This is a genomic window from Roseiflexus sp. (assembly GCF_057785375.1).
In genome coordinates, this window is the sequence record NZ_JBYNRX010000090.1 from 1 (window position 1) to 13,354 (window position 13,354).

Genomic DNA, 13,354 nt, shown 5'->3' on the forward strand with positions numbered 1-13,354 from the left:
GCCACGACCACCTTCCACCTTCCCACGTGCAATGCGCACCATGCAACGCAAGGGCGCGCCAGCGGCGCCCCTACGACAACCGGCAACCTTCGCACTGGAGACGTTGCGATGCAACGTCTCTACTGATTCACCTCTCGCCTCCCACCTCCCACCTCCCACCTCTCACCTCTCACCTCTCACCTCTCACCTCTCACCTCTCACCTGTCGCGCTCTTGCATATGCATTGTGTCACTTTTGTAAACCTTGACTTAACCTGCCAAATCTACTATAGTGAGCGCGGATTTGACAAGATTTGACTAGATTGATATGTCCATGACCGCGATGCATTCGACATCGAGGGTGGCGTTGTTCCCCGATGACCGGTCGCACATTGTTGTCATCGGCGGCGGGATCAGCGGTATGAGCGCAGCGTATGAACTGGGACGCGCAGCGTCCAACGGCGCTCCGCCGGTCGCCGTGACGCTCATCGAGCGCGAGGCGCGCCTGGGTGGCAAGATCGTCACCGAGCGCAACGGGTCGTTCATCATCGAAGGCGGACCCGACTCGTTCATGGCGCAGAAACCGTGGGCTGCCGAACTTGCGCGTGAGATCGGTCTAGGTGAGGAGTTGATGGTCGCTGCGCCGATGCGTCGCACTACCTGGGTGCTGACCCGTGGACGACCGCAACCGCTTCCTGAAGGCATGCTCCTGATCGTTCCGACGCGCATTGCGCCCTTTGCGTTTTCGCCGCTCATTTCGCCGTTTGGAAAGCTCCGCATGGCGCTCGACCTGTTCGTTCCGGCACGCCGCGATGATGGCGATGAGACGCTCGCCGACTTCATTCGTCGTCGCCTGGGGAATGAGGCGCTCGACCGTCTGGCGGAACCAATTCTCTCCGGCATTCACAGCGCCGAGTGTGAGCGTCAGAGCATTATGGCGACGTTTCCCCGCTTCCGCGATCTGGAAAAACGTCACGGTAGCCTGATCCGTGGCATGCTGGCGGCTCGTCGCTCTGCACCGCCATCTTCTTCGGCGCATCAGTCGCCCTTTATGACCCTGCGCGGCGGCATGGGCTCGCTGGTCGAGCGGCTGGAACAGCATCTGACCGCGCGTATCCTGACCAACCGCCGGGTGGTGGCGCTGGCATACGATCCAACTGCTGCGCGTCCGTATCGCCTGCGGCTGGACGATGGCGCCACCCTGGATGCCGATGCGGTCATCCTGGCGACGCCGTCCTATGCCGCTGCCGACCTTGTGGGCGAGTCGTTCCCGGCGCTGGCGGAGGCGCTGCGCGCCATCCGGTACGTTTCGACAGCAACCATCTCGCTGGTTTACCGACGCAGTGAGGTCGGGACGCCGCTTGATGGCTATGGGCTGGTCATTCCGCGCAGCGAACAGACCTGGATCAACGCCTGCACCCTCTCCTCGGTCAAGTTTCGCCATCGCGCTCCCGATGACTATCTCCTGCTGCGCTGCTTCGCCGGCGGGTCGCGGCGGCCAGAACTACTGGCATGCGACGATGACGAACTGATGCGTCTGGCGCAATCCGATCTGCGTGCCATCCTGGGCATTACTGCTGCTCCGCTGCTGACGCGCGTCTATCGCTGGAACAACGGCAACCCGCAGTACGACGTTGGCCATCTGGAACGAATCGCGGCGCTCGAAGCGCTCTGTCCCGACGGTCTGCTGCTGGCCGGTGCAGCGTATCGCGGCGTCGGCGTGCCCGACTGCATCAAACAGGGGCGCGAGGCGGCGCGTCGGGCGCTCGAGGTGGTCGCCGCTGCGCGACATACGTCGCCATAATCAACAGCGAATAAAGATTTCTCAACTTGCGATATGTTGTGAAAGTTGTAACATGTTATCGCCATGAACGATGCGGGGTCAGCCGACAATGAATGGCTTTCGCTTGCCGAGGCGAGCGCCCTCCTTGGAGTAGCGGCATCAACGCTGCGCCGCTGGGGGGACACGGGGAGGGTGCCGATGAAGCGCACCCTTGGCGGTCATCGTCGCTTCTCACGGACAGGACTGCTGAAGGCGATGGAAGAAGCGCAGCAGCATGATCGACCATCCACACCGCCGCCGCTGTCGTTGCTGCGCTTCGATGCGCACGCCATGGCGCGCGCCGACTGGCATTCACGCCTGATGACGCACTCGAATGCCGAGCGGATGCGCGGTCTTGGGCAGCGTCTTCTTGGCTTGTTGATCCAGTATATCAATCGCCAGGAAGAAGACGAACGGTTCCTCAACGAAGCGCGCGCGATCGGGTGCAGTTATGGGCGCGAAACGCGCGATGCCGGAGTCAGCATGCACGATACGGTGCAGGCATTCCTGTTCTTCCGCAATTCGTTTTCACGGCTGGCAATGCCGGTGCCTGGCATTGCCCAACCGAACGATCTCGATCAGGCAGTCGCTCTCCATGCGCGTATCGACCACTTCATGGACGCGGTGCTGCTGGGGGTGATTACCGGATATGAGCAACAAGAGCGAGGTGATCGGGTATGCAGATAACCCTGATCGGTGTGCATCAGCGCACAACGCCGGTGATCGTGCGCGAGCGACTGGCGTTCAGTCTGAATGAGTTGCCCGGTGCGCTCCTGGCGTTGCGCCAGCATGTCGATGAGGGGATCATCCTCTCGACATGCAATCGGGTCGAGGTGTGCGCCGTGACGCATGACGGTGTGGTTGGCGATGAGGTGTTGAAAACGTTCCTTGGTGAGCAGCGCGGCGTTGATCGGGAGGTGTTTGCGCCATCACTCTACACGTATCACAATGAAGCCGTTGTGCGCCATCTCTATCGGCTGGCCGCCGGTCTCGACTCGATGGTGCTCGGTGAGGATCAGATCGTCGGTCAGATCAAGGAGGCGCTTGCAATTGCGCACGCTGCTGGAGCGATCGGTCCGGTGCTGCATCGCGTGTTGCACGGGGCGCTGGCAGCGGGGAAGCGGGCGCGCACGCAAACCGGCATCGCCGCCGGTCACGTGTCGGTGGTGTCGGTCGCGGTCGATGCGATGCGTCAGTTCCCCGATCTGCTGAAACGGGGGCGCGTGCTGGTCATCGGCGCGGGGCATATGGCGGAACTGGCGCTGAAGCACCTGCTCGCCGAGGGGTGCAGGAACATCATCATCGTCAATCGCACGGAGGCGCGCGCGCGCGCACTGGCGCAGCGGCACGGCGTCGCCTGGCGACCGTGGGACGATCTGAGCGATGTGGTGGCGATGAGCGATATTGTGGTCAGTTGCACCTCGGCGCCGGGCATTGTGGTGTCACGCCAGATGGTGGAGCGCGCCGCAGCCGGGCGCTCCGCGCCGCTGCTCCTCTTCGACCTGGCAGTGCCGCGCGATATTGAGCAGCGTGTTGCGGATATTCTCCATGTTCATCTCCAGGACGTGGACGCCCTGGAGCCAATCTGCACAACCAATCGCGCGTTGCGCGCTGCCGAGGCGCAACGCGCCGAGGCAATCATCGATGGCGAAGTGGCGAAGTTTATCGAATGGTGGGCAGTGCAACAGGCGGTTCCAACCATCCGCGCTCTGCGCGAACGCGCCGAATCCATCCGCGATGCCGAAATCCGGCGGGCGCTGGCGCGTTGCCCCGAACTCTCGCCGCAGCAGCGCGAAACCGTGGTTGCGCTGAGCACGGCGATTATCAATAAACTGCTGCACGAGCCGATCGTTGCGCTGCGCGACCCGGAGGCGGGCAGTGAACTGGTGACGGCAGTGCGCCGGCTGTTCAATATTGATGATACTCCCTTTCATGCTCTGCACAGGTGACAGAACATACGCAATCCGCCTGGAGAGGAACACGAACATATGGCTGATCAGGAGAACATCAGCGCAAACACAACTCCCTGGTTTGTTCAGTTTACGGCGTTCAGGGTCGATCCTGCCTGGCGTCGTCTGCCACATAACGCGCGCGCCGATGGCCGTGAGGCGTTCGCCAGCGTGGCAGAGGAGTATGCCTCCACCATCACGACCTGGGCGTACAGCGGCATTGGCCTGAAGATCGGCGTCGATCTCCTGCTCTGGCGGCGCGGCGTCGATCCCGTATCAATGCAGGAGATGACCTCGCGGCTGCTGAAGAGCGGTATCGGGTGCTATAGCGAGATTTCCTATCAATTGTTCGGCTATACCCGCTCCTCGGTCTACACGCGCCGCCCAACCAGTCAGGAACAGGCGATCGATCTGAATGATCGCCAGACGTATCTGATTGTGTATCCGTTCAGTAAAACCACGGAATGGTATTTGATGAGCCGCGATGCTCGTCAGGGGATGATGAATGAGCATATGCGCGTTGGTCATGAGTATGCCGACATCCGGCAGGTGCTGTTGTACGCAACCGGTCTCGACGATCAGGAGTTTGTTGTTGCGTATGAAACGGAAGACCTGCCGCGGTTCAGTCAGCTTGTCACCGACCTGCGCGCAACTGAAGCGCGCCGGTACACCTTGCGCGATACGCCGATCATTACGGCGATTCATCGTCCGCTGCGCGAGGCGCTGGCGCTGATTGGATAACCTATGACGCTCCATCGTTTTCTGGCGGCATGCCGTCGCCAGCCAGCCGATGCCACGCCGGTCTGGTTTATGCGCCAGGCAGGGCGTTATATGGCGGAGTACCGCGCCATCCGCGAACGTTACGGCTTTCTTGATATGGTGAAAACGCCGGAACTGGCTGCTGAGATCACCATGCAGCCGCTCCTTGCCTTTCCGCTCGATGCTGCGATTATCTTTGCCGATATTCTGCCGCTGCTCGAGGGGATCGGGCTTCAGTTGACCTATGAACAGGGCGAGGGTCCGGTCATTCACAATCCACTGCGCTCATCCGCCGACATTGCTGCCCTGCACGACGCCGATCCGCGCGAGACGGCGGCGTACACCATCCAGGCGATTCGGTTGGTGAAACGTGAACTGGAAGGGCGCGCGCCGCTGATCGGGTTCAGCGGCGCGCCGTTTACGCTGGCGGCGTATGCCATTGAGGGCGGATCGTCGCGCGATCATCGTCTGACGAAGGCGCTCATGTATGCTGAGCCACAGGCGTGGCGCGACCTGATGGAGCGCCTGACGACCCAGGTGAGCGCCTACCTGATCGCGCAGATCGAAGCCGGCGCCGATGCGGTGCAACTCTTCGATAGTTGGGCGGGCGCACTGGCGCCTGGCGATTATGCCGAGTATGTGCTGCCGTTTGTGCAGAAGTGCATCATCCAGGTGCGCGCCGGTTGTGGCGTCGTTCCGCCGCCGCCGATTATCTACTTTGGCGTCGGTATGTCGGGGATGCTCGGTTTGCTCCGTCAGACCGACGCTGATGTGATCGGTCTCGACTGGCGCATCTATCTCGACGATGGATGGGCGCAGGTCGGTCCGGGCGTCGCTGTACAGGGTAACCTCGACCCGCATACGCTCCTGGCGCCCTGGCCCGAAGTCCGTCGTCGCGCCGCCGATATTCTCGACCGCGCCGCCGGTCGTCCAGGGCATATTTTCAATCTGGGGCACGGAATCGTTCCCGAAACGCCGGTCGATACAGTGCGCCGCCTGGCAGAGTTTGTGCATGAATATTCAGCGGAATAAGAACTATGACTGATCACACATCGCCAACGGGCATTTTCCTGCTTGCCTACGGCACGCCGGAGAGTCTCGACGATGTCGAGCCATACTTTACCCACATTCGCGGAGGACGCAAGCCGTCGCCCGAAGCAGTAGAGCATTTGCGTGAGCGTTACCGGCTGGTCGGCGGTCGCACGCCGCTCAAGGACCTGACCTTCGCCGTCGCCGACAAGTTGCAGGCGCGGCTCGATGCACGTCGGTATCGCGTCTATGTCGGCATGAAGCACTGGCATCCGTTCATTGCCGAGACTGTGCCGCGGATTGCGAGCGATGGCGTGCAGGATGTTGTTGCGCTCGCGCTTGCGCCGCACTATTCCAGAATAAGCATTGGCGGCTATCGCTCATATCTCGATGCGGCGAACGCCGCACTCGAACGACCGCTGCGGGTCACGTTCATCGAACGCTGGCACGACTATCCGGGTTTCCGGCGGCTGATTGCGGATCGGATTGCTGCGGCGCGCGCCGAATTACCCCCCGATCTGCGCAATGAGGCGCTGGTGCTCTTCAGTGCGCACAGCCTGCCGGAACGCATTCTGTCCTGGAACGACCCGTATCCTGATGAATTGCGCGAAAGTGCGGCGGGTATCGCTGCACTGCTGAAATTAACCGACTGGCGCCTCTGCTACCAGAGCGCCGGGATGACCGGCGAACCGTGGCTTGGTCCCGACATTCTCGATTATCTGGAAGAATTGCACGGTGAAGGGGTACGTGCCGTCATCAGCGCGCCATTTGGCTTCGTCGCCGACCACCTTGAAGTATTGTGGGACATCGACCGTGAGGCGCAGGAGAAGGCTGCGGAGTTGGGCATGACGCTCCGCCGTATTCGGATGCCGAATGCCGATGACGAGTTCGTTGATGTGCTGGCGTCGCTGCTGCACGATGTGCTGGAAAAGCGCGTATGAGGGAGACGCTGACTATCGGCACGCGCGCCAGCAAACTGGCGCTGGTGCAGACGCATATGATCCGCGATGCGTTGCAGGCGGCGCATCCTGGATTGACCGTCGCCGTTGAGCATATTACGACGCGCGGTGACATTATTCTCGACCGACCGCTGAATGCCATCGGCGACAAGGGGCTGTTCGTTGTCGAAATCGAAGAGGCGATGCGTGCCGGCAGGGTCGATCTGGCGGTCCACAGCGCCAAGGATCTGCCATCGACGCTGCCGCCCGATATGACGCTGGCTGCCTGCCCGCGGCGCGCCGATCCGCGTGATGCACTGGTGGCGCAGCCGGGCATGACGCTTGCGACGTTGCCGTCTGGAGCGCGTGTCGGCACGAGCAGCCTGCGGCGCGCCTGTCAGTTGCGCGCCTTGCGCCCCGATCTGACGCTGGTCGACCTGCGCGGGAATGTCGATACGCGGCTGCGCAAGTTGCGCGAAGGGCAGTATGATGCCATCGTGCTCGCCGCAGCCGGCTTGAAACGGCTTGGTCTCGAGGATGTTATCACGGAACTGATCGAACCGGATGTCTTGATCCCGGCGGTCGCTCAGGGGATCATTGGCGTCGAGGCGCGCGCCGGCGACGATACGGTGCTGCCTTTGCTCGTAGCGCTCGATGATCCGGCGGCGCGCGTTGCGATTACCGCCGAGCGCGCATTCCTGGCGCGCATCGGTGGCGGGTGCCAGGTGCCGGTCGGGGCGCTGGCGCAGCTCGAAGGCGACGAACTGCTCCTGTATGGCATGATCGGCGCGCGGGACGGGCGTATGGTGCGTGGTATGCGCAGCGGATCGGCAGCGGATCCGGCAGGTTTAGGATCGGCGCTGGCGGAGGAATTGCTCGACGCAGGCGGGCAGGCATTGCTTGCAGGGTGCGTTGGCTGAGCCTGTCGAAGCCAACATTCGCCAGAAACACCATCGTGTATCTCGAAACGGCGCCGGAATATGTGTTGGCTGAGCCTGTCGAAGCCAACGTTCGCCAGAGATGCGGATAGAGCGAGAAAAACGGCAGGTATGACAGAACCGACCGGTCGATTGCAAGGGAAACGGATCGCAGTTACACGCGCCGCCGAACGGGCTGAGGGTCTGGCGTCAGCGTTGCGCAATCAGGGAGCGGACGTGCTGGTCTGCCCGACAATTGCCTATGCGCCGCCTGATGATCCGACGCCGCTCGAAGCAGCACTGGAGCGTCTCGCCGGGTACGACTGGATTATCTTTACCAGCGCCGCCGCCGTTGATGCGCTCGCAACGTATCAGGCGCTGCCGCCGCCGCTGCACGTGCGGGTGGCGGCGGTCGGCAAAGCGACGGCTGCCGCCATCGAGTCGCACGGCGGGCGAGTCGATCTGCTGCCGGCGCAACAAAACGCGGAAGGGTTGCTGGCAGAACTGCGGAATGTCGCCGGGCAACGCTTTCTGCTGCCGGTCTCCGACATCGCACGCGATACGCTGGCGGTCGGTTTGCGAGCGCGAGAGGCGTTCGTCGATGTGGTGACCGCCTACCGGACGGTTCCCGGTCCGGGGGTGCGTGATCTGATCGATCCGCTCTGCCGCCGCGCCATTGATGCCGTCGTGTTCAGCAGCCCATCGACATTGCGCCACCTGATCGACGGCATGGAACAGTTCGGCATCGACCGTTCCGTGGCACGCGCCCTGTTCGACGGCGTTGCGTTGATTGCGATAGGACCGACGACTGCACAGGCGCTGCGGGATGAAGGGCTTCCCATAGCGGCGCAGGCGCCGAGTCCGGCGTTGGAAGGAGTGGTGGAGGCGGTGTGTGTGGGGTTGGAGGCGCGAGGCAAGAGGCGAGAGGTGAGAGGTGAGAGGTGAGAGGTGAGAGGTGAGAGGTGAGAGGTGAGGGGTGAGAGGTGAGGGGTGAGAGGTGAGAGGTGAGAGGTGAGAGGTGAGAGGTGAGTGACGCCTCTTTTTTGTGGCTTTCGCGCCTTTGCGCCTTTGTGTGAGTTTGTCAGTCATGATGGTGAGAAGTGCAGCTGTATCGAAATGCCAGCCCTTAACCCCTGATCCATAGGAGGCTTCCATGCTCATCAACCGTCCGCGGCGATTACGTCGCACACCTGCATTGCGTCGTATGGTGCGCGAAACTGTGTTGAGCGCCGATGATCTGATCGCACCGCTCTTTGTTGTCGCCGGTAGCGGCATTGTGCGTCCAATCCGTTCGATGCCAGGGCACGCGCAGCTTTCGGTCGATCAACTCGATCTCGAGATCAACGAAATTGCCGAACTCCAGATTCCGGCAGTCCTCCTCTTTGGCATTCCCGCGCACAAAGACCCGACCGGCAGCGGCGGGTGGGATCCAGAGGGTCCGGTGCCGCAGGCGATCCGTGCCATCAAGCGGCTTGCCCCACAGTTGACCGTGATTGCCGATGTGTGCGTATGCGAATATACCAGTCACGGGCACTGCGGCATCCTGGCGGAAACGCCTGGCAATGGCGACGTGCTCAACGATCCGACGCTCGACATCCTGGCGCGGTGTGCAGTGGCGTATGCTGACGCCGGCGCCGACATCGTCGCTCCCAGCGCTATGATGGATGGGCAGGTCGCCGCCATTCGCGCCGCTCTCGATGCCGCAGGCCATGCGCAGGTGGCGATTCTGTCGTATGCTGCCAAGTTTGCGTCCGCTTTCTATGGTCCGTTCCGTGAAGCCGCCGAGTCTGCTCCGGCATTCGGCGACCGGCGCGCCTACCAGATGGACCCGGCGAACGGGCGTGAGGCGTTGCGCGAAGTGGATCTCGATGTTGCCGAGGGCGCCGATATGATCATGGTCAAACCGGCAGGCGCGTATCTCGACGTTATCAGTGCAGTGCGGCAGCGCTACCATCTGCCGTTGGCGGCGTACCAGGTGAGCGGCGAGTATGCTATGATCAAAGCAGCGGCGCAGCTCGGCTGGCTCGACGAGCGCCGTGCCGCGCTCGAAAGCCTGGTTGCCATTCGCCGCGCCGGAGCGGATATGATCATCACCTACTTTGCCAAAGATGCCGCGCGCTGGATAGCCGCGGAATGAGACGAGAGGCAGGAAGCAAGAGGCGTGCAGGTAGAGATGTTGCACGGCAACGTCTCCACACATCGCACATTGTCCGTGTGAAGGTTTGCAGTCGGGAAGGTGGAAGGCGGTCGTTGCATGTTGCACGTGGGAAGGTGGAAGGTTACAGGCGGGAAGGGTGCAGATTGAGGAAAGCGATCTAACTCCTAACCCCTATCATTTGATGGTCTGGTCATACCTATGAATACTATTCGTTCCGAGTCACTGTTTACCGAAGCGCGCTCACTATTCCCTGGCGGCGTCAACAGTCCGGTGCGCGCCTTTCGCGCAGTTGGCGGCATCCCGCGCTTCATCGCACGCGGCGAGGGGGCGTTCCTCTTCGATGTCGATGGCAACCGCTATATCGATTACGTTCTCTCCTGGGGTCCTCTGATTTTGGGGCATGCGCACCCCGATGTCGTCGCCGCTGTCACTGAACAGGCGGCGCGTGGTACGTCGTTCGGCGCACCGACCGAACTCGAGAGCGAACTGGCGCGCCTGATCACGCAGGCGATGCCTGCTGTCGAAATGGTGCGGTTCGTTTCGTCGGGCACTGAAGCGGCGATGAGCGCGCTGCGCCTGGCGCGCGCGGCAACGCGCCGCGACAAGGTTATCAAATTCGCCGGATGCTACCATGGGCACTTCGACGGGTTCCTGGTACAGGCTGGCTCCGGTGTTGCGACGCTGGGGCTGCCCGATAGTCCGGGAGTCACGGCGGCGACTGCTGCCAGCACGTTGACCGCGCCGTACAACGACCTTGACGCAGTCGAGGCGCTGTTGAAGGCGAACCCTGGCGAAGTGGCGGCGATTGCCGTCGAGCCGGTCGCCGGAAACATGGGGCTGGTTCTGCCGCAACCCGGCTTCCTCGAAGGTCTGCGCCGCTTAGCCGACGAATACGGCGCCCTGCTTATCTTCGACGAGGTCATGACCGGTTTCCGCGTTGCGTGTGGCGGCGCCCAGGGGAAGTATGGCGTGACGCCCGATCTCACCTGTCTTGGAAAGGTGATCGGTGGCGGATTACCGGCTGCCGCCTATGGCGGACGACGCGAGTTGCTGGAACTGATCGCGCCTGCCGGTCCGGTCTATCAGGCAGGAACCCTTTCCGGCAACCCGCTGGCAATGGCAGCCGGGATTGCGACTCTGCGCGCGATTGGCGCACCCGGCGTCTTCGAGCAATTGGAACAGGCGACGGCAACCCTCTGCGCCGGTTTCGCGCAGGCTGCCGCTGAGGCGGGCATTCCGCTGCGCACGGCGCATGCTGGCAGCATGTGGGGCTTCTTCTTCACTAATGAGCCAGTTGTTGATTATGCGTCGGCGAAGAAGTCCGACACGCAGCGCTATGCGCAGTTCTTCCACGCCATGCTCGAGCGCGGCGTCTACCTGGCGCCAGCGCAATTCGAGGCGGCATTCGTGTCGCTTGCCCATCGTGACTCGCTCATTCAGGATACAATTGCCGCTGCCGCCGATGCAATGCGTTCAATCGCATACTCGTCCGCCGCTTGACCTTCGGGCTAATCGCGCGGTGGCTCTTGTCGTCCTGATCGTGCCCTGAACCAGTTTTTCCCTTGCAATGCGCACCTCCGTGTAGTACGATACGGGGTAAGCATTCACTGCGTGTCTGTAGATCATTCTCCTGTTTTGTCTCACAGATGCTGTCAGAGGTGCGCCCCGCGTTTACACGAAGAGAGGGTGCAGGTATATGAAGCAGGTCTACCGGTTTGTGTCGGTTCTGACGCTCATCAGCATCATCTGGTTCACCTCAGCATCGTTTGGACCGGCGCGTGCAAGCGCGCCATCGCACGAAGTCCTGGGAATATCCCCTGCATATGTGCTGGAAGCAGAGAGCACAGGCGCAGAACGTGAACCCGCGCTGACATCGGTCGCGCAGACCGGCTGGGGCGCCTGGGAGACGGTTCCCGGCGCAGTGCTGGCGACATCGGCGCCGACAGCCACAACCTGGAGTCGGGATCGCCTGGAAATCTTCGTTCGTGGCGATGGCGGCGCACTCTTGTGGCAGACGTTCGCCGGCGGACGCTGGTCGGGCTGGCGCAACCTTGGCGGCGGTCTGGCGTCGGCGCCATCGTGCGCTGCGTGGGGACAGAACCGCATGAGTTGCTTCGCATTGCGCGCTGGCAGCAGCGCCGTCTGGCACATCTGGTGGAATGGCGAGCGCTGGAGCGAATGGCAGAACCTGGGAGGCATCGCCACCTCCGCGCCGGCTGCCGTCTCGTGGGGTTCACAGCGGGTGGGCGTCTTTGTGCGCGGCAGCGACAATAAGATGTACCAGGCATACTACGATGGTCAGCGCTGGATCAACTGGATCAACCACGAAGGCATCCTTACCTCTGCGCCTTCCTGCACCTCGCCGGGCGACAATCAGGTGCAGTGTTTCGTGCGCGGCAGCAACAACAAACTCTACCGCCGCGTCTGGAATGGCGTCCAGTGGACCATCTGGGAGGACCTGGGGGTGAGCGGAACGTCGGCGCCGTCTGCAGCATCGTGGGGACCGAACCGGATCAGCCTGTTCGTGCGCGGCGACAATGGCAATCTGCTGCATCGCTACTGGGATGGAACGCGCTGGATCGGCTGGGAGGACCTGGGTGGCAACATCGCCTCATCGCCTGCCTGTGTCTCGTGGGGCGCCAACAGCCTCGACTGCTTTGCACAGACGGTTGATCCGGTTTTCAACACCGATCAGGGGCTGATCCGGCGGTTCTGGCGAGGGTAAGCGCCATTTCTACGGTATTTTCGTCGCACTCGTGTATAATTATCTCTCAGCTTAGAGCCTATCCGAAACATCGCTGACTGAAGTGCGACCGGGTAGGCGAAAGCAATGCCTTCGCTTACCCAACTTATGACGCCCGAAGGAGGATAATTGTGGTCGGACTTTCCGCCTCGAACACGCCAAACGCCGCCCGAATTTACAGTTATACCCTGGGCGGTTCGTACTATCTGCAGGTTGATCAGGCGGCTGCCGAGTACATGTTTTCTCTCGTGCCCTCCACACCAAAGTGGGTACGCATGCTGCGCATGTTTCTCCAGCACGCGGCGCGTCGGCTCTGGGAGGAAGGATTGACCCATTTTGTCGACTTCGCGTCTGGTCTTCCAACCGAGGATCATATCCATCACGTGCTTCCCGATGCTCGCGTCGTCTACTCGGATCTGGACCCCGATACCTGTGAACTGGCGCAGCAGTTAGTCGGATCCTTGCCGAATGTGCTCTACCTGAAGCATGATGTGCGTGAGGCGCGCTCGCTGCTCGAGTCGCCGGAGGTGCAAAACTTTCTTGGCGGCGAACGGCGGGTCGCGTTCGGGTTAAATGGGATCACCGTGTTTCTCTCGCCAGAAGAGATAGCACGGGTTTTTCATGATCTCTACGAGTGGGCGGCGCCGGGTTCCCGCCTCTATATCACCTATGAAACCAAACAACCGGGGTTGATGACTCCTCGGATGGAACAGTTTATCGAGATATTTCGTCAGGCAGGATCACCCTTCTGGCTCTACTCACTCGAGGAGTGCATCGCATTCAGCCAGCCATGGCAGATTCCTTCGTCGGGGTTGATGCCGCTGCACGAGTTTCTCGGGCTGCCGCCCGACTATGTCACTGAGGCGGATCACGAGGGGGTCGGATTGCAGTTCTACGCTGCTATTCTCGCAAAACCGCTGTAGCATCGAGACTATAGGCTGGATGACCGCCGTGCCTGAAGGCAAGATCATTGAAACGTAGTGCGGAATTAATTCTACGTATAGGACGCATAACCCTCGACTTCCGCGCCCGAAGGCGAGCAATCGTGGCTTGCTCTCCAA

12 protein-coding genes are annotated in these 13,354 nt (G+C 61.7%); all 12 read left to right on the forward strand.

Annotated features, from left to right (window positions below; translation table 11 throughout):
* Positions 1 to 312 precede the first annotated feature (312 nt).
* The 12 genes from hemG to AC3EA7_RS17140 all read left to right on the forward strand — a co-directional run bounded on the left by hemG (position 313) and on the right by AC3EA7_RS17140 (position 13,216).
* Positions 313 to 1,782, forward strand: coding sequence for a protoporphyrinogen oxidase (hemG, locus tag AC3EA7_RS17085; protein ID WP_488615281.1), 1,470 nt, complete (start codon positions 313 to 315; stop codon positions 1,780 to 1,782).
* A 63-nt stretch (positions 1,783 to 1,845) separates the two neighbouring features.
* The gene (locus AC3EA7_RS17090) at positions 1,846 to 2,487 is read left to right on the forward strand and encodes a MerR family transcriptional regulator (RefSeq protein ID WP_488615282.1); all 642 of its coding nucleotides are present in this window, start codon (positions 1,846 to 1,848) and stop codon (positions 2,485 to 2,487) included.
* Positions 2,478 to 3,749: a glutamyl-tRNA reductase gene (gene hemA, locus AC3EA7_RS17095; RefSeq protein ID WP_488615283.1), complete on the forward strand. Its 1,272-nt coding sequence runs from the start codon at positions 2,478 to 2,480 to the stop codon at positions 3,747 to 3,749. The genes AC3EA7_RS17090 and hemA overlap by 10 nt, the downstream gene beginning before the upstream one ends.
* Before the next feature lie 39 nt (positions 3,750 to 3,788).
* Positions 3,789 to 4,490 carry a chlorite dismutase family protein gene (locus AC3EA7_RS17100; protein ID WP_488615284.1) on the forward strand — a complete coding sequence of 234 codons (702 nt, stop codon included), beginning with the start codon at positions 3,789 to 3,791 and terminating at the stop codon, positions 4,488 to 4,490.
* Positions 4,491 to 4,493: 3 nt separating this feature from the next.
* Positions 4,494 to 5,540 (forward strand): uroporphyrinogen decarboxylase, encoded by a 1,047-nt coding sequence (gene hemE / locus AC3EA7_RS17105; RefSeq protein ID WP_488615285.1) that lies wholly within the window; start codon positions 4,494 to 4,496, stop codon positions 5,538 to 5,540.
* A 5-nt stretch (positions 5,541 to 5,545) separates the two neighbouring features.
* A complete protein-coding gene (gene hemH, locus AC3EA7_RS17110; protein WP_488615286.1) occupies positions 5,546 to 6,478 on the forward strand; it encodes a ferrochelatase in 933 nt (310 codons plus the stop codon).
* A complete protein-coding gene (gene hemC, locus AC3EA7_RS17115; RefSeq protein WP_488615287.1) occupies positions 6,475 to 7,395 on the forward strand; it encodes a hydroxymethylbilane synthase in 921 nt (306 codons plus the stop codon). The genes hemH and hemC overlap by 4 nt, the downstream gene beginning before the upstream one ends.
* 129 nt (positions 7,396 to 7,524) lie before the next feature.
* Entirely contained in the window at positions 7,525 to 8,337 is an 813-nt protein-coding gene (locus tag AC3EA7_RS17120; RefSeq protein ID WP_488615288.1) for a uroporphyrinogen-III synthase, read from the forward strand.
* A 208-nt stretch (positions 8,338 to 8,545) separates the two neighbouring features.
* Positions 8,546 to 9,529, forward strand: coding sequence for a porphobilinogen synthase (gene hemB / locus AC3EA7_RS17125; RefSeq protein WP_488615289.1), 984 nt, complete (start codon positions 8,546 to 8,548; stop codon positions 9,527 to 9,529).
* Positions 9,530 to 9,748: 219 nt separating this feature from the next.
* On the forward strand, positions 9,749 to 11,050 hold the full coding sequence (gene hemL / locus AC3EA7_RS17130) for a glutamate-1-semialdehyde 2,1-aminomutase (RefSeq protein WP_488615290.1): 1,302 nt from the start codon (positions 9,749 to 9,751) through the stop codon (positions 11,048 to 11,050).
* Between the two features lie 196 nt (positions 11,051 to 11,246).
* On the forward strand, positions 11,247 to 12,275 hold the full coding sequence (locus AC3EA7_RS17135) for a PLL family lectin (RefSeq protein ID WP_488615291.1): 1,029 nt from the start codon (positions 11,247 to 11,249) through the stop codon (positions 12,273 to 12,275).
* A 149-nt stretch (positions 12,276 to 12,424) separates the two neighbouring features.
* Positions 12,425 to 13,216 (forward strand): SAM-dependent methyltransferase, encoded by a 792-nt coding sequence (locus AC3EA7_RS17140; RefSeq protein WP_488615292.1) that lies wholly within the window; start codon positions 12,425 to 12,427, stop codon positions 13,214 to 13,216.
* Positions 13,217 to 13,354 lie beyond the last annotated feature (138 nt).